17 protein-coding genes are annotated in these 15,955 nt (G+C 52.9%); 16 read left to right on the top strand and 1 reads right to left on the bottom strand.

Annotated features, from left to right (window positions below):
• Positions 1-2: 2 nt before the first annotated feature.
• The 16 genes from fliQ to ACMHXI_RS16990 all read left to right on the top strand — a co-directional run bounded on the left by fliQ (position 3) and on the right by ACMHXI_RS16990 (position 15,308).
• Positions 3-272 carry a flagellar biosynthesis protein FliQ gene (gene fliQ, locus ACMHXI_RS17065; protein ID WP_025887440.1) on the top strand — a complete coding sequence of 90 codons (270 nt, stop codon included), beginning with the start codon at positions 3-5 and terminating at the stop codon, positions 270-272.
• A gap of 3 nt (positions 273-275) precedes the next feature.
• A complete protein-coding gene (gene fliR / locus ACMHXI_RS17060; RefSeq protein WP_117200499.1) occupies positions 276-1,073 on the top strand; it encodes a flagellar biosynthetic protein FliR in 798 nt (265 codons plus the stop codon).
• Entirely contained in the window at positions 1,073-2,209 is a 1,137-nt protein-coding gene (gene flhB / locus ACMHXI_RS17055; RefSeq protein WP_044734083.1) for a flagellar biosynthesis protein FlhB, read from the top strand. The genes fliR and flhB overlap by 1 nt, the downstream gene beginning before the upstream one ends.
• Positions 2,210-2,271: 62 nt before the next feature.
• On the top strand, positions 2,272-4,377 hold the full coding sequence (flhA, locus tag ACMHXI_RS17050; RefSeq protein WP_028779136.1) for a flagellar biosynthesis protein FlhA: 2,106 nt from the start codon (positions 2,272-2,274) through the stop codon (positions 4,375-4,377).
• Between the two features lie 6 nt (positions 4,378-4,383).
• Positions 4,384-5,760 carry a flagellar biosynthesis protein FlhF gene (flhF, locus tag ACMHXI_RS17045; RefSeq protein WP_413735572.1) on the top strand — a complete coding sequence of 459 codons (1,377 nt, stop codon included), beginning with the start codon at positions 4,384-4,386 and terminating at the stop codon, positions 5,758-5,760.
• Positions 5,761-5,764: 4 nt separating this feature from the next.
• On the top strand, positions 5,765-6,646 hold the full coding sequence (locus ACMHXI_RS17040; protein ID WP_025011072.1) for a MinD/ParA family protein: 882 nt from the start codon (positions 5,765-5,767) through the stop codon (positions 6,644-6,646).
• A complete protein-coding gene (locus ACMHXI_RS17035; protein ID WP_025011073.1) occupies positions 6,639-7,358 on the top strand; it encodes an RNA polymerase sigma factor FliA in 720 nt (239 codons plus the stop codon). The genes ACMHXI_RS17040 and ACMHXI_RS17035 overlap by 8 nt, the downstream gene beginning before the upstream one ends.
• Positions 7,359-7,405: 47 nt before the next feature.
• Positions 7,406-7,789 carry a chemotaxis response regulator CheY gene (cheY, locus tag ACMHXI_RS17030; RefSeq protein WP_025011074.1) on the top strand — a complete coding sequence of 128 codons (384 nt, stop codon included), beginning with the start codon at positions 7,406-7,408 and terminating at the stop codon, positions 7,787-7,789.
• Between the two features lie 13 nt (positions 7,790-7,802).
• Positions 7,803-8,540 (top strand): protein phosphatase CheZ, encoded by a 738-nt coding sequence (locus ACMHXI_RS17025; RefSeq protein WP_025011075.1) that lies wholly within the window; start codon positions 7,803-7,805, stop codon positions 8,538-8,540.
• Positions 8,541-8,554: 14 nt separating this feature from the next.
• Positions 8,555-10,867, top strand: coding sequence for a chemotaxis protein CheA (locus tag ACMHXI_RS17020; protein ID WP_413735569.1), 2,313 nt, complete (start codon positions 8,555-8,557; stop codon positions 10,865-10,867).
• Between the two features lie 20 nt (positions 10,868-10,887).
• Entirely contained in the window at positions 10,888-12,036 is a 1,149-nt protein-coding gene (locus tag ACMHXI_RS17015) for a protein-glutamate methylesterase/protein-glutamine glutaminase (RefSeq protein WP_413735567.1), read from the top strand.
• The gene (locus ACMHXI_RS17010) at positions 12,029-12,502 is read left to right on the top strand and encodes a membrane anchored protein in chemotaxis locus (RefSeq protein WP_223828928.1); all 474 of its coding nucleotides are present in this window, start codon (positions 12,029-12,031) and stop codon (positions 12,500-12,502) included. The genes ACMHXI_RS17015 and ACMHXI_RS17010 overlap by 8 nt, the downstream gene beginning before the upstream one ends.
• 76 nt (positions 12,503-12,578) lie before the next feature.
• The gene (locus ACMHXI_RS17005) at positions 12,579-13,370 is read left to right on the top strand and encodes a ParA family protein (RefSeq protein WP_044734086.1); all 792 of its coding nucleotides are present in this window, start codon (positions 12,579-12,581) and stop codon (positions 13,368-13,370) included.
• Positions 13,354-14,361, top strand: coding sequence for a chemotaxis protein CheW (locus ACMHXI_RS17000; protein WP_413735565.1), 1,008 nt, complete (start codon positions 13,354-13,356; stop codon positions 14,359-14,361). The genes ACMHXI_RS17005 and ACMHXI_RS17000 overlap by 17 nt, the downstream gene beginning before the upstream one ends.
• Before the next feature lie 7 nt (positions 14,362-14,368).
• Positions 14,369-14,863 (top strand): chemotaxis protein CheW, encoded by a 495-nt coding sequence (locus ACMHXI_RS16995; protein ID WP_025011081.1) that lies wholly within the window; start codon positions 14,369-14,371, stop codon positions 14,861-14,863.
• Positions 14,864-14,897: 34 nt separating this feature from the next.
• Entirely contained in the window at positions 14,898-15,308 is a 411-nt protein-coding gene (locus ACMHXI_RS16990; RefSeq protein ID WP_025011082.1) for a DUF2802 domain-containing protein, read from the top strand.
• 328 nt (positions 15,309-15,636) lie between these two features.
• On the opposite strand, the gene ACMHXI_RS16985 is transcribed toward ACMHXI_RS16990, so the two are convergent.
• The gene (locus ACMHXI_RS16985) at positions 15,637-15,954 is read right to left on the bottom strand and encodes an EscU/YscU/HrcU family type III secretion system export apparatus switch protein (RefSeq protein ID WP_096141626.1); all 318 of its coding nucleotides are present in this window, start codon (positions 15,952-15,954) and stop codon (positions 15,637-15,639) included.
• Between the last annotated feature and the right edge of the window lies 1 nt (position 15,955).

The following is a 15,955-nucleotide window of genomic DNA, read 5'->3' as shown; positions in this document are numbered from 1 at the left end:
AGATGACCCCCGAGTCACTGATCGACATTTTCCGCGAAGCCCTGGCGGTGATCGTGATGATGGTTTCGGCCATAGTGGTGCCCGGGTTGATCATAGGCTTGATTGTGGCAGTGTTTCAGGCGGCTACCTCCATTAACGAACAGACTCTGAGTTTTCTGCCCAGGCTCTTGATGACCCTGTTTGCACTGATGTTTATCGGTCATTGGCTGGTGCGCACCATGATGGATTTCTTTATCGAGATGGTTCACAGGATCCCGCAAGTGGTGGGCTGAGCCATGGAGATACTGTTCAACAGCATCCAACAAACTCTGGCCGCCTACCTCTGGCCATTGTTTCGGGTGGCCAGCATGTTGATGGTGATGGCGGTTTTCGGCGCCAATACCACGCCTGCCAGAGTCCGTTTGTTGCTGGCGCTGGCCCTGACTGTGGCAATAGCGCCTGTCTTGCCGCCCATGCCCGGAGTGGATCTTTTCTCTCTCGCAGCAGTATTTATTACTACTCAACAGATTCTTATCGGTACCGCCATGGGGTTTGTTACCTTGCTCATCATGCAAACCTTTGTGCTGACCGGGCAGATAATCGGCATGCAAACCAGTTTGGGCTTTGCTTCCATGGTGGATCCCAGCTCAGGGCAGCAGACGCCTGTGATAGGTAACTTCTTTTTGCTGCTGACCACCATGATCTTCCTGGCGGTCGATGGCCACCTGGTAATGATACGTATGCTGGTGGCAAGCTTTGAAACCTTGCCGGTATCCAGCGAAGGGATCAAAATTGCCAACTATCGCACCCTGGCTGAGTGGGGCAGTTATATGTTCGGCGCCGCGTTGACCATGTCTATCTCGGCCATTATCGCACTGCTTACCGTTAACCTCTCTTTCGGGGTGATGACCCGGGCGGCGCCCCAGCTGAACATTTTTGCCATAGGTTTTCCCGTTACCATGATAGGTGGCCTGATTATTCTTTGGTTGACACTGGGGCCTGTGATGGCTCACTTCGATGAGGTTTGGCATGCGGCGCAGCTGTTGCTGTGTGACATGCTGGAGCTGACCTGTAATCTGGATGGAGTCCCCTGATGGCAGAGAACGAAGACGGGCAGGAAAAAAGCGAGGAGGCAACCTCCAGGCGCTTGCAACAGGCCAGAGAGAAGGGGCAGGTTGCAAGGTCAAAAGAGTTGGGCACCTCGGCGGTATTGTTGGCCGCAGCCGTGGGTTTTGCCATGCTGGGGCCAAGTCTGGCCGCCAGTCTGGCCTCTGTCATGAGCCGTATCTTCTCCATGGAACGGGATCAGATATTCGATACCAACAGCATGTTCAATGTCTGGGGTATAGTTGCCGCCGAGCTGGGTTGGCCTATGGCCGGTTTTATTCTGTTTCTCGGTTTCGTGGCCTTTGTCGGTAATATTGTTCTAGGCGGTATCAGTTTTTCGACCCAGGCATTCATGCCCAAGGGCAGTAAGATGAACCCTATGACCGGCTTTAAAAGGATGTTCGGGGTACAGGCGCTGGTGGAGCTGGCCAAGGGGATCGCCAAGTTTTCCGTGGTGGCACTGTCAGCCTATCTGCTGCTGAGCTTCTACTTTGAAGATATTCTCAGGTTGTCGCAGGATCACCTGCCGGGCAATATACGCCATGCATTGGATCTCTTGGTATGGATGTTTATTCTACTGAGTGCGTCCACCCTGGTGATAGTGGTCATTGACGTGCCGTTTCAAATTTGGAACCACGCCAAGCAATTGCGGATGACCAAGCAGGAAGTCAAAGACGAGTACAAAGACACCGAAGGAAAGCCCGAGGTCAAAGGCCGTATTCGCCAGTTGCAAAGGGAGATGGCCCAGCGGCGGATGATGAGTGAAGTGCCCAAGGCCGATGTGATAGTGGTTAACCCCGAGCACTTCGCAGTAGCGATAAAGTACGATGTCGACAAGTCACCAGCGCCCTTTGTGCTGGCCAAGGGCGTCGACGATGTGGCCTTTAAAATTCGTGAAATTGCCAGAGAGCACCAGGTTGCCATAGTGTCGGCGCCGCCTCTGGCGCGGGCGATTTACCATACTACCAAGCTCAATCAGCAGATCCCCGAAGGCCTGTTCACCGCTGTAGCCCAAGTGCTCGCCTATGTGTTCCAGCTCAGGCAATACCAAAAAGGCAAGGGCACTCGGCCCAAACCTATCCCCCTCAATCAACCCATCCCGGATGAATACAAGCAGTATTGAAGCTAACTTGGCGCGAAACTTGCTGAACTTGGTCTAAGTGTCAAACTTCAGGCTGATAGTGAATGGATGTTAAAGCGACGCTCGGGCAACTGAGGCAAGTAAAACCGGCAAACTTCAAGGGCGTAGGCACGCCGCTTCTGGTCCTGGCGACGCTGGCCATGATAGTTTTGCCTATGCCGGCCTTTCTGCTGGATATCCTGTTTTCCTTCAATATTGCCTTGGCGCTGGTGGTGCTGCTGGTGGCTGTTTACACCCAAAGGCCACTGGATTTTGCTGCTTTCCCGACCGTTTTGCTGGTAGCCACTCTGCTCAGACTGGCACTTAACGTCGCTTCTACCCGGGTGGTATTGCTCGAAGGTCATAACGGCGGTGATGCTGCCGGTAAAGTGATTGAGGCCTTCGGCTCTGTGGTGATCGGCGGTAACTATGCCGTAGGTCTGGTGGTGTTCCTCATTCTGATTATCATCAACTTTGCCGTGGTAACCAAAGGTGCCGGGCGTATTTCGGAAGTGAGTGCCCGCTTTACCTTGGACGCCATGCCGGGCAAACAGATGGCGATTGATGCCGACCTCAATGCCGGTATCCTCAATCAGGAGCAGGCCAGGGTACGCCGCGAAGAAGTCACCCGTGAGGCCGACTTCTACGGCTCTATGGACGGTGCCTCCAAGTTTGTGAAAGGGGATGCGATTGCCGGTATTTTGATCTTGGTGATCAACATCTTGGGTGGTTTCATCATAGGAATAGTTCAGCACGGACTGAGCTTTTCCCAAGCGGTAGAGATTTACACCCTGCTGACCATAGGTGACGGTCTGGTAGCGCAGATACCCGGGCTGTTGTTGTCCATCGCTGCCGCGCTGATGGTGACCCGTCAGAATGAGTCCGGCGATATGGGACAGCAGGTCGTGCAGCAGATGTTCGACAACCCCAAATCATTGCTCATCGCTTCTGCGGTACTCTTTGTGATGGGTATAGTGCCCGGCATGCCTCATCTGGCGTTTTTAACCTTTGCCTTGCTGGCCTCAGTGGGCGCCTTCTTTATCTACAAACGTAATGAAAAGAACAAACAGCAAGCGCTGGAGCTCGCCAAGAAAGGGCCCACCGAGAAGAGCCTGAACGAACCCAAAGAACTCAGTTGGGACGATGTACGTCATGTGGACACCATTGGCTTGGAGGTGGGTTATCGCCTTATTCCTTTGGTGGATAAAGGTCAGGGCGGCGAGCTTCTCGGCCGTATCAAAGGGGTGCGCAAGAAGCTGTCTCAGGAACTGGGTTTCCTGGTGCCGGCAGTACATATCCGCGACAACCTCGACCTTTCTCCCAATGCCTATCGCATCTCTTTGATGGGGGTGGCAAGTGGTGAAGCCGAAGTACGTCACGATTGCGAACTGGCGATTAACCCGGGACAGGTATTCGGTAAGCTGGATGGCATAGAAACCAAAGATCCCGCCTTTGGTCTGGATGCGGTATGGATTGCCCCCGAGCTTAGAGAGCACGCCCAGACTCTGGGCTACACGGTTGTGGATGCCGCCACTGTGGTGGCCACTCATCTCAGTCAACTTCTGACCAATAACGCCTCCAAACTGCTGGGCTACGAAGAAGTGCAACAGTTGCTGGATATGCTGGCCAAGCATTCGCCCAAGTTGGTCGATGGCTTTATTCCCGATGTGATGACCCTGGGTAATGTGGTTAAGGTGATGCAGAACCTGCTCAACGAGGGGGTATCGATTCGGGATCTGCGCACCATAGTCCAAACCCTGCTGGAGTACGGTCCCAAGAGCAATGATACTGAGGTGTTGACCGCCGCGGTACGTATTGCCCTTAAACGCATGATAGTGCAGGAGATAGCCGGTCCTGAGCCGGAAATCCCCGTCATAACTTTGGCGCCAGAGTTGGAACAGATGTTGCATCAGTCAATGCAGGCGACAGGGGGCGAAGGTCCGAATATCGAGCCGGGACTGGCAGAGCGTATGCAGCAGTCACTGGCCGGAGCGGCCCAGAAGCAGGAAATGGTAGGTCAGCCCGCCATATTGCTGACATCCGGCATGCTGCGTTCTACTCTGTCACGTTTTGTTAAGCACACTATTCCCAATCTGCGGGTGATCTCCTATCAGGAGGTTCCCGATGAGAAACAGATACGCATAGTGTCAGCCGTTGGCCAACAGGGGTAACCGAAAGTGAAGATTAAACGTTTTTTTGCCAAAGATATGCGTGCTGCGCTGGCTCAGGTGAAAGAGACTCTGGGGGCAGATGCCGTAATCATGTCCAACAAGAAGGTTACCGGCGGCATAGAGATAGTGGCGGCGGTTGATTACGACTCTCCCAAGCCTGCTGCGGCGCCAACCGCATCGCCTTTTATGGAGTTGGGTGAGGACAAAGTCTCCCTCGGCAGTGGTCATGTGCGCAGCAATAGTAAGACCAACCCGGAGCCTGTTGCCGATTCTCTGCAAGCTTTGCTTGAGCGGCAACAGAGCCGTTTGAATGAACAGCTGGGGCAGCAAAACAGCGCCAAAGATTTGGATATGCCTGCTTGGGCCAAAGGGCTTGGCGAAGAGCACAAGCCAGCGCCACAGCTGCGTGAAAAAACGCCTGAGCGGGCAAGCAAGGACAACAGCGTCAAGCAACAGCAAGAGATGGAAGCCATGCGTGAAGAGCTGGCTTCCCTGCGTGGTTTGTTGACCCATCAGCTTTCCAGTTTGATGTCGGATCAGCGCAGCCGTACAGATCCTGTTGGTGCCATGTTGAAGCGTAAATTACTGGAAGCCGAGTTCTCCCCTGATGTTGCCGAGCGCCTGGCATCTTTAAGCCAGCACTATCAAAGCGCTGAACTTGGCCGTGCCTTGCCCCAAAGTCTGGCAAACCTGCTTGATAATCAAGGTGATGATTTAATGCGCCAGGGCGGCATTGTCGCGTTGGTCGGTCCTACCGGTGTTGGTAAAACCACCACATTGGCCAAACTTGCGGCCCGTTTCATTGCCCATCATGGCCCGGATTCTGTATTGTTGGTCACCATGGACCATTATCGCATCGGAGCCTTTGAGCAATTGGCAACTTATGGCAAAATAATGGGATGTCCGGTGAAGCAAGCTCATGATCTCAATGAGTTGGAGCAGATACTGTATCAGTTCCGTAGCCGGAAACTGGTTTTGATAGATACCGCAGGTATGGGACAAAGGGATATGCGCCTGTACCAACAACTGGATAACCTTGCCGCCAATACCCGTTTGCCTATTCGTAGCTATCTGGTGCTCTCGGCAACCGGTCAACGCCGGGTGCTTGAAGAGGCGGTAAGTCATTTCCAGCGAATTGATCTCGCAGGGGCGGTTTTAACTAAACTTGATGAGTCCGTCTCTTTGGGCGCCGCACTGAGCGTGTTGATCCAAAGTGGGTTATCATTAAGTTATATTACTGACGGTCAAAGGGTTCCTGAGGATATGCAGGTAGCCGATACCCTGACCTTGGCCAAGCAGGCATTGGCCGTATTGAACAAGACAGAAGCAAGCCATTTTAATAATAAAGCCAGGTCAGAAGAGATGACCTATGCATTTGAGTAAAGCTATGACCCGGGACCAAGCGAGCGGTTTACGAATGATGAATCAACCAAATAACGAAAAAGTAAAAGTGATTGCCGTGACCGGAGGCAAGGGTGGGGTGGGTAAAACCAGCGTCTCCATCAATACTGCGGTTGCTCTGGCAGAGAAAGGCAAACGCGTCCTGGTATTGGATGCTGACCTTGGGTTGGCCAACGTGGATGTGATGCTTGGGCTGCGCGCCGAACGTAACTTATCCCATGTGCTCTCGGGTGAGTCTGAACTCGATGATATTATTGTTCGTGGCCCAAAAGGAATTGGCATTATTCCCGCCACCTCTGGCACCCAGGCCATGGTCGAGTTGACTGCGGCCCAACACGCCGGTCTTATCCGCGCCTTCAGCGAAATGAAAACCCAGTTTGATATTTTGGTAGTCGATACGGCTGCCGGGATCTCAGATATGGTACTCAGCTTCTCTCGTGCATCACAGGATGTACTCGTGGTTGTCTGTGATGAACCCACCTCAATTACCGATGCTTATGCACTGATTAAGATACTCAGTCGTGAGCATGGTGTGTTCCGCTTCAAAATTGTCGCAAATATGGTACGTAGTTTGCGGGAAGGTATGGAGTTATTTGCTAAGCTCAGTAAAGTAACCGACAGATTTTTGGATGTGGCACTGGAACTTGTAGCAACTATTCCGTTCGATGAGAACCTGCGCAAGTCGGTGCGAAAGCAGAAACTGATAGTGGAAGCTTATCCCAAATCTCCGGCCAGCATCGCCTACCATGGGCTGGCCAACAAGATTATGAGCTGGCCTATACCTCAGCAACCGGGAGGCCACCTCGAGTTCTTTGTCGAACGTTTGGTACAAAGAACTGAATACCAGGAGGAAGGTGCGAGTGAATAAAGCGGCTGCATACTCAGGTTTAAACGATAAGACACAGATCGTTGAGCAATATGCACCGTTGGTAAAACGAATAGCCCATCACCTGCTCGCGCGTCTGCCTGCATCGGTTCAGCTCGATGACCTGCTGCAGGCCGGCATGATGGGACTGCTGGAAGCTTCATCCAAATTTGATGGCAGCAAAGGTGCCAAGTTTGAAACCTTTGCCGGGATCCGCATACGTGGCGCCATGATAGATGAAATACGCCGTGGCGACTGGGTGCCACGCTCGGTTCATCGCAACAACCGACGTGTAGCTCAGGTGATGGATGAGCTCGAACAGGAGCTGGGCCGGGATGCCCGTGATAGTGAAATTGCCGAGCGACTGGATATGTCGCTGGATGAATACCATCATATTCTCAATGATGTTTCTACCGGCAAAATCATAGGGATAGAAGACCTGGGGGTAGCGCCCGATGTACTGGTGTCGGAAGATATGCCGGCCGACGACACTTTTGAGGATCTGGCCCAAAGCCAATTCCAATCAGCCTTGACCGATGCAATTAAGCGCTTGCCAGAGCGCGATGCCTTGGTTTTGTCGCTATATTATGATGAAGCACTGAATTTAAAAGAGATTGGTGCCATTCTTGAGGTAAGTGAGTCCCGGGTGAGCCAGATCCATAGTCAGGCCATGCTGAGGCTGAAAGCCAAACTCAAGCACTGGACACAAGCGTAATTAATGATTGAGCAACTTTTAAGTATGTCAGCTCACCGGAGGAAACCTTGGACAAGAATATGAAGATTCTTATCGTTGATGACTTTTCAACGATGAGACGGATCATTAAGAACTTGTTGCGAGACCTGGGGTTCAACAACACCCAGGAAGCAGACGACGGTTCAACAGCCCTGCCTATGTTGCAAAAGGGCGATTTTGATTTCGTCGTAACCGACTGGAACATGCCAGGTATGCAGGGGATTGACCTGCTCAAGGCGATTCGCGCCGATGAGCACCTCAAGCATATCCCTGTATTGATGGTGACAGCCGAAGCAAAACGCGAACAGATCATCGCGGCTGCTCAGGCCGGTGTGAATGGTTATGTCGTTAAACCTTTTACTGCCGCTACGCTGAAAGAGAAGTTGGATAAGATCTTCGAACGGCTCGGTTGAGTGGGGTGATGCGATGAAAGCAGAGACATCCGGGCTGGTGACACTGGAGCAGGCGCAGGAATTAGTGGCCTTGCTCAGTCAGGGCGAGCAGGAAAAGGCCGATGAATTACTTCGGGAACTGGCGGCTCCCCTGCAACGGGATCTGTTTGATGAAGTTGGCAAGTTGACCCGCCAGTTGCATAGCGCCTTGGTGGATTTTCAAGTGGATAGCCGGCTTATTGAGCTTGCCAATACTGATATTCCCGATGCCAAAGAACGACTGACTTATGTCATAGATATGACAGAGCAAGCCGCCAACAAGACCATGGACGCGGTTGAGGAATGTCTGCCGCTGTCGGATGCTCTGAGTACCAACCTGCAAAATGTTAAGCCCGCCTGGGACAAGTTGATGCGCCGCGATCTGGCCTTGCATGAATTCAAGAGCTTGTGTCATGACGTACAGCACTTTATGCAGCAGAGCGAAGCCGATGCCTGTCGCTTGCGGGAATTGCTGAATCAGATTCTGATGGCCCAGGATTTTCAGGACTTGACCGGACAGATGATTCGCCGGGTCATAGAACTGGTTCGGGAAGTCGAAAACAGCTTGGTTTCTATGCTGACAGTATTCGGTGAGCAGCCGCTGGATGAAATTCGCGGCAAGGAAGAGAAGAGCATAGAGGCAGAAGGGCCTATCCTGAACGCAGAGCAACGCGAAGACGTGGTGAACGGTCAGGATGAAGTAGATGATCTGCTTTCGAGTCTGGGTTTCTAATAGGAGTCAATTTAATGGCCTTTGATGTTGATGAAGAGATACTCCAGGATTTTTTAATTGAAGCAGGCGAGATCCTAGAGCTGTTGCAGGAACAGTTGGTGTCTCTGGAAAACAATCCGGAAGATACGGATCTGCTCAACGCCATCTTCAGGGGATTTCACACGGTCAAAGGCGGTGCCGGATTCCTGGGATTGGCCCCCATGGTGGATGTATGCCACGAGGCAGAAAACACCTTCGACTTGTTGCGTACCGGTAAGCGCAGCGTCAGCTCTGAATTGATGGACATCATTCTGCAGGCGCTCGACAGTATAAATACCATGTTCGGCCAAACTCAGTCCGGTCAGGAGCAAGAGCCCGCGGATGAAGTCTTGCTGGACAAACTCAAGTTGCTCAGTTCAGGGGCGCCTTTGCCCTCCGAGCAGGCTCAGGAGGAAACTCCTGTTGTAGCAGAAACCAGCGATGAGAGTGTTGATGAGCTGTTTGACGGCATGCTCGACAGCGCCGGTGTGGAACTGTTTGATGAGCCGGCCGCGCCAACTCCTGAAGCACCCAAGGCCTCGGCCCAAGGGGCTGAAGGCAGCATAGATGAAATCGATGAAGCCGAGTTTGAAGCCCTGCTGGATGCCCTGCATGGTTCAGGCAAAGGGCCTTCTGCCAATAGTACACCGGCCCCGAGTGGTGATGCTCCCAAGCCCAGCGATAGTGCACCTGCCAACACCTCTTCCGATGACATTACAGACGATGAGTTTGAAAAGCTGCTCGATGAGCTGCACGGCAAAGGCCAGTTTGCTGCCGCACCCGCGGCCAACAGTGCCGTAGAGGAAGCGCCTGCTGCCAGTGTCGATGCCGATGAAATTTCCGATGATGAGTTTGAAAAGCTGCTCGATGAGTTGCACGGTAAAGGCGCCGGTCCTGGCGCTAACACCAGTGGTTCAGAGCCTGCTGCGGGTAATGCAAGTGCCAAAGCGCCTGCTGCATCTCAAGCATCCGCACCCAAAGCACCGGCAGCGAATGCCGCTGCTACGCCGAAGGCGGCTCCAGCAGCTGCCAAAGTCGAGGCACCTAAAGCGGCTGCCAAACCTCAGGCCAAGGCTCCTGCTGTTGCCAAAGACACAGCTCCAGCCAAGGCTGCGACCAGTGTGCCTCAGGGGGAAACCACTGTTCGGGTAGATACGGCTCGTCTGGATGAGATCATGAATATGGTCGGTGAGCTGGTATTGGTACGTAACCGCTTGGTCAGCCTCGGGATATCCCGCGAAGATGAAGAGATGTCCAAGGCGCTGGCCAACCTGGATCTGGTGACCTCTGATCTGCAGGGTGCCGTGATGAAGACCCGGATGCAGCCGATTAAGAAAGTATTCGGTCGTTTCCCTCGGGTGGTTCGCGACTTGGCCCGCAGTCTCAATAAAGAGATAGATCTGCGGATGATAGGTGAAGACACGGATCTGGATAAGAACCTGGTCGAAGCCCTTGCCGATCCACTGGTGCACCTGGTGCGTAACTCAGTGGATCACGGTATTGAAATGCCTGATGTGCGCGAGGCCAATGGTAAGCCCAGAACCGGGGTTATTACCTTGGCGGCCAGTCAGGAAGGTGACCATATCCTGCTTAAAATTGAGGATGACGGCGCCGGTATGGACGCTGCCAAACTCAAAGAGATTGCCATAAGTCGTGGTGTGCTGGATGAAGACAGCGCCGCCCGAATGTCCGATCAGGAAGCCTATAACCTGATCTTCGCTCCCGGCTTCTCAACCAAGGTGGAGATTTCTGATATCTCCGGCCGAGGTGTTGGGATGGATGTAGTCAAGACCCGTATTACTCAGCTTAACGGCTCTGTGCATATCGACTCGGTCAAGGGTAAAGGCACCCGTCTGGAGATCAAGGTACCTTTAACCTTGGCGATTATGCCCACTCTGATGGTGGAAGTTGCCAAGCAGGTGTTTGCCTTGCCGCTCTCCAGCGTGAATGAGATTTTCCATCTGGATCTGACCAAGACCAATATTGTAGATGGGCAATTGACAGTGATTGTTCGGGACAAAGCGGTGCCACTCTTCTATCTTGAGCGTTGGCTCAGCCGTAAGCCGATGAGTTTCCAGCATGGTGACAAGAAACATGGCCATGTGGTCATAGTTCAGCTTGGCACCATGCAGATAGGCTTTGTGGTAGATGCCCTGATAGGTCAGGAAGAGGTGGTAATTAAACCTCTGGGCTCCATGTTGCATGGCACACCGGGTATGGCCGGGGCCACAATTACGTCGGACGGCGGAATCGCGCTGATCCTCGATGTACCAGGATTATTGAAGCACTACGCCAAATCCAAGCGTTGAAGTGCCGTATAAGGATTTAAATGACCATTAAAGTTTTGGTTGTCGATGATTCGAGCTTCTTTCGACGACGTGTCAGCGAGATAGTCAATCAGGATCCTGAGCTTGAGGTGATAGGTATGGCCAATAACGGTGCCGAAGCCGTTAAACTGGCCGCCGAGCTCAAGCCTCAGGTGATTACCATGGATATTGAAATGCCTGTCATGGACGGGATTACCGCCGTGCGGCAGATAATGGCCTCTCATCCGACACCTATCCTGATGTTTTCCTCCTTGACCCATGATGGAGCCAAGGCGACCTTGGATGCGCTGGACGCCGGGGCTCTCGATTTTCTGCCCAAACGCTTTGAGGACATTGCTACCAACAAGGACGAGGCGATTCGACTGCTTCAGCAAAGAGTCAAGGCGTTGGGACGCAGGCGTATATTCCGCACTATAGTCCGTCCGAGTGTGGCGCCTACGCCGGCAACCACCCCAAGCCGACCCACGGCACCAAGCAGTCTGCAGCGTCAAGCTGCCACAGCTGAAAGTGCTGCCGCCAGTCGCCAGCCGGTGAGGCGCAGCGGCGGAGCGGCCCCTGCCAGAGCCAGTGGTAAACAATACAAGCTGTTGGCTATAGGCACATCCACTGGTGGCCCTGTGGCATTGCAGCGAATTTTGACCCAGTTTCCGGCAGATTATCCGCATCCTATCTTATTGGTACAGCACATGCCTGCAGCCTTTACTCCGGCCTTTGCCAGCAGGCTCAATGGCTTGTGCAAGATAGAAGTCAAAGAAGCGGTCAATGGCGATATGCTCAGACCAGGCTGTGCCTATCTCGCGCCCGGTGGCATGCAGATGATGCTCGAGCGCTCCGGCGCCGGAGGCAGGATTAAAATTCTCGCCGGCAATGAAGAGATGAACTACAAGCCCTGTGTCGATATCACTTTTGCTTCAGCCTCCAAAGCCTTTGGCGGAGATGTACTGGCGGTTATTCTGACGGGGATGGGTGCCGATGGCCGAGAAGGCGCGCGCATGCTCAAAGGTGTTGGTGCCACCATCTGGGCCCAGGATGAAGCCTCTTGCGTCGTCTATGGCATGCCACAGGCAGTGACGGCGGCCGGTATCTCCAGCCAGTCCATCTCACTGGATAATATGGCAGAGGCGATATTGAGAGAATCGGGTCGTGGCTGACAAAGAGACGCGCCTGCTGGGATACCGGTTGGCGCTGTTTTTGTTTTTGGTCGCCTTGGTGGTAGTGGCGGCGCTTTACTGGGACTTGCGACAAAAAAATCGGCAACTGAGTGAGAAAGTCGCCCAGCTTGAATCGTCCCAGGTTCTCTTGATGGTGCCGGATGAACAGGCCGCGATTATTGCCGATTGGATGAGTCGTCACCCACAACAGACTGCATCCTTATTGGATGTGATTCGACCTAAGGTGACATCCGGGACGGGGCCAGAGGCTCCGACTTCAGCCAACTTGTCAGTCCCGCCGGGTGATATTTCGCCAGAGAGAACCCCGGGCGAGGCTGGGGCCGCAGTGCCACTGCCTGCTCAGACTGAAGATACCAGGGTGACAGAGCTGGAAAATGGCGTAAAAGTAATACGTTTACCTCACGGTGGGATCCGTGTCACTACCCGTGAAGAGGGTAATGAGTAGCCGTACAAGACAAGAACGACAATAATAGTGGCTCGTTACACTAGTTGGCCGATAAGGCGAGAATAAGGGGCGGAAAGTGAAAGTCTGGACCATTGCAAACCAAAAAGGCGGAGTGGGCAAAACCACAACAGTTGCCAGTTTGGCGGGCACACTGGCCAAGCGTGGTCAGCGGGTTCTGATGATAGACACAGATCCCCATGCTTCGCTGGGTTATTACCTGGGCATAGATTCGGAAGAGGTGCCCGGCTCACTGTATGATCTCTTTCTGGCTCATAAGAATCTTGATACCTCTTTGGTAAAGCAACACGCGGTTCCCACATCTGTTGAGGGAGTCGATCTTTTGGCGGCAACCATGGCGTTGGCCACTTTGGATCGTGCCCTTGGTCATCAAGAGGGGATGGGGCTGGTGCTGCGTAATATTCTCAAGTCGGTTGAGGATGACTACGATGTTGCCTTGGTCGACTGTCCTCCGGTGCTGGGTGTATTGATGGTCAATGCACTGGCGGCCAGCCAACACATAGTGATCCCGGTTCAGACCGAATTTTTGGCGATTAAAGGCCTGGATAGAATGATTAAAACCATGGAACTGATGGGGCGCTCGAAAAAGACCCGCTACAGTTATTCCATAGTGCCAACCATGTATGACAGACGTACCAAGGCTTCACCTGCGGCGCTGCAACATCTTGGTGAGGTTTACGGCGACACGCTTTGGCCGGATGTGATCCCTGTGGATACCAAGTTTCGCGACGCCAGTTTGGCTCATCTACCGGCGTCCCACTATGCCCCAAGCTCGCGCGGAGTGAAGGCCTACGAGCGTTTGCTGGATTATCTGCTGGCGGGGGAGTTTGACCATGTCAAAATCGGTTGATGAAACTGTTTTTGATTATTTCAGCATTCTGCTGACTGAGCCGGCACCCGAGGTTAAATCCGGGGCGCAATCTGCGATTAAGCCTGAACAAAAAGCGCAAGCTGTAGTTGAGGCAAGAACTGAGCAGACTCCGCCGGCAACGTCTAGGTTACGGGACGATATCGCTGTGCCAGTTGATACGGCACCCAAGAAAGCGCCGCTTTCTCGACCGGACGGTACTGCCAAGCAATACCCGGCAGAGCCAGATAAGCCGAGACTCGACCGTAATGCGCTGGAACAGCTACTGGCGCCGGTGTTTAAAGAGCAGGTTGCCGAGGTAACGCATACAGAGATGCCGACAGAAACTCTGTCGGAAACCATCACAGCTGCTTCGCTGCAAAGCGAGCCCATAACCGGGCAGCAGGATACTCAGGCCGATGCTGCTCACGAGCAGATTCAAGTCCAAGATGTGACTGAGCCTGAGGTTCTGGAACAGGTTAAGCTCGAGACACAAGTTGGCGCGCCGGCGGCACCTATAGAACCGCTCAAGGAACAACTGGAAGATGAATTTCAAGTATTGTTCTTCAAGGTGGCGGGACTCACGCTGGCCGTGCCCCTGATAAGCCTGGGCGGCATAGTCAGAATAGAGCGCATCAATCATATCTTTGGGCGGCCAGGATGGTTTATGGGGGTTCAGGGTTATCGGGACTCTCAGCTGAATATCGTTGATACCTGCGCCTGGGTTATGCCGGAAAAATATGATGATAAACTGGCGCAATCCGTAAATTATCAATATCTTGTAGTATTAGAGAACAGTAATTGGGGTTTGGCTTGTGAATCTTTGGTCAATGCGGTCAAGATTGACAAGTCACAGGTCAACTGGCGTGGCAGTGAAGGTAAGCGCCCCTGGTTGGCCGGAGTAGTGAAAGAACAAATGTGTGGCATTTTGCACGTGCAGGCATTGATTGAAATGCTCAATGCCGGGTTAGGTTGTCAGGATCCGATAGACTGAGGTAAATATGACTGATTCAAGAAATGTAGCAGCGGTATCCGGAGGCAAGGACGATGCCGTTCTCCAGTGGGTAACCTTCAGGCTGGATAACGAGACCTATGGCATCAATGTGATGCAGGTTCAGGAAGTATTACGTTATACCGAAATAGCCCCGGTTCCGGGAGCTCCTCATTATGTGTTGGGGATCATCAATCTGCGCGGTAATGTGGTTACCGTTATTGATACTCGCTCACGTTTTGGTTTGCCCTCCTCCGAAGTGGACGATTCTACCCGAATCGTGATTATTGAAGCGGAAAAGCAGGTGATAGGTATTCTGGTCGACAGTGTGGCCGAAGTGGTTTATCTACGCCGCTCTGAAATCGATAACGCCCCGAATGTGGGAACCGAAGAGAGTGCCAAGTTTATTCAGGGTGTCAGCAACCGTGGCGACGAACTGCTGATCCTGGTGGACTTGGATAAGCTGCTGTCAGATGATGAATGGGCCGAGTTGGCGCAAATCTGATAGGCTTTTGCGGGAAAAGGAGTTTTAACCGATGATGGGCGATGTTTTTTTTATCGCTGCGCTGGTATATGTCATTGCCTGTCTCGGACTGGTGCTGTACCTGCAAAAACAAAGCAACAAGCTTAGAAGCAAGGTTGAGGCGTTAACTGTTCTGGTCAAGGAAAGCGACAGGCAAAGAGATGCGTTCAAGCGGGAGTTGCAAGAACTGCGTAGTGGCACCATAGGCGTTGGCCGGCGGGTGTTGGAGCTTGAGAAACGCCTCGCGCAGCAAAATGCCCGTCTCGATGAATCGATGCAGCAGGACCCTCAGGCCAAGCTTTACAGCAGGGCCATGAAGATGGTGCAGTTGGGAGCCGGTGTCGATGAACTGATCCGCGAGTGCGAGTTGCCCAAGGCGGAAGCTGAACTCTTGATCCGTCTGCACGGTAAAACGGCCCGGGCTTGATATTTTGTCTGAGTAAAGAAAGAGCGCATTGAGATGCGCTCTTTCTGTTTCTATTTGAAAGGAATGCGAGAAACCTCAAGCCGTTTTGGCTCTCAGGGTAACGGCTTGTCTGTGTTATCCGTTACTTAAGGAAGGTGCAAATAAGTCCTCGTGGCGTTCTCTTGTTTAGAGAGCCTGTTGCTGTGAAAGCCCCGAAGGGCGTGGCTTATAGGCCTGCCTGCTGTGTTGTGCTTCTTGCAAAGGACTAGGGCCATTTGCTGCGAACCACGCCTTTCATCCAAGCCTGTAAGCCGACGCAGAGCACGCATGGGACTTGTTCGCACCTTCCCTAAGCCTTGTCGACAATTCTCTGATGCAGGTTATTCCACTGCTCGGGAAATTTCCCGTCCAACATATAGACAAAGGCTATCAGTTCGGCGATTAGCTGATAGAGCTCCTTGGGGATCTCTTCCCCCAGTTCCAACATCTGCAGAAAGTCACTCAGGTAAGGGTCTTGATGTATATGAACCCCGGCCTCTTGTGCTAACGCAATGATCTCTTCTGCAAGCAGATCCTGGCCCTTGGCCGTTATCTTGGGCGCAGTTTTGCCATCATAACTCAGGGCCACTGCCTGACGAGGTTTGGCTTGCTTGTCGTTTGAATCCATG

This window comes from Shewanella sp. BJSY2023SW005 (genome assembly GCF_047314585.1).
Lineage (GTDB): Bacteria > Pseudomonadota > Gammaproteobacteria > Enterobacterales > Shewanellaceae > Shewanella > Shewanella algae.
This window is presented reverse-complemented; position numbering and strand designations above follow the sequence as displayed.

Excerpts from the sequence above, each read along its gene's own strand:
- fliQ (WP_025887440.1), top strand. The coding sequence starts at position 3 with ATGACCCCCGAGTCACTGATCGACATTTTCCGCGAAGCCCTGGCGGTG.
- fliR (WP_117200499.1), top strand. The coding sequence starts at position 276 with ATGGAGATACTGTTCAACAGCATCCAACAAACTCTGGCCGCCTACCTC.
- flhB (WP_044734083.1), top strand. The coding sequence starts at position 1,073 with ATGGCAGAGAACGAAGACGGGCAGGAAAAAAGCGAGGAGGCAACCTCC.
- flhA (WP_028779136.1), top strand. The coding sequence starts at position 2,272 with ATGGATGTTAAAGCGACGCTCGGGCAACTGAGGCAAGTAAAACCGGCA.
- ACMHXI_RS17040 (WP_025011072.1), top strand. The coding sequence starts at position 5,765 with ATGACCCGGGACCAAGCGAGCGGTTTACGAATGATGAATCAACCAAAT.
- ACMHXI_RS17025 (WP_025011075.1), top strand. The coding sequence starts at position 7,803 with ATGAAAGCAGAGACATCCGGGCTGGTGACACTGGAGCAGGCGCAGGAA.
- ACMHXI_RS17020 (WP_413735569.1), top strand. The coding sequence starts at position 8,555 with ATGGCCTTTGATGTTGATGAAGAGATACTCCAGGATTTTTTAATTGAA.
- ACMHXI_RS17015 (WP_413735567.1), top strand. The coding sequence starts at position 10,888 with ATGACCATTAAAGTTTTGGTTGTCGATGATTCGAGCTTCTTTCGACGA.
- ACMHXI_RS17000 (WP_413735565.1), top strand. The coding sequence starts at position 13,354 with ATGTCAAAATCGGTTGATGAAACTGTTTTTGATTATTTCAGCATTCTG.
- ACMHXI_RS16995 (WP_025011081.1), top strand. The coding sequence starts at position 14,369 with ATGACTGATTCAAGAAATGTAGCAGCGGTATCCGGAGGCAAGGACGAT.
- ACMHXI_RS16990 (WP_025011082.1), top strand. The coding sequence starts at position 14,898 with ATGGGCGATGTTTTTTTTATCGCTGCGCTGGTATATGTCATTGCCTGT.
- ACMHXI_RS16985 (WP_096141626.1), bottom strand. The coding sequence starts at position 15,954 with ATGGATTCAAACGACAAGCAAGCCAAACCTCGTCAGGCAGTGGCCCTG.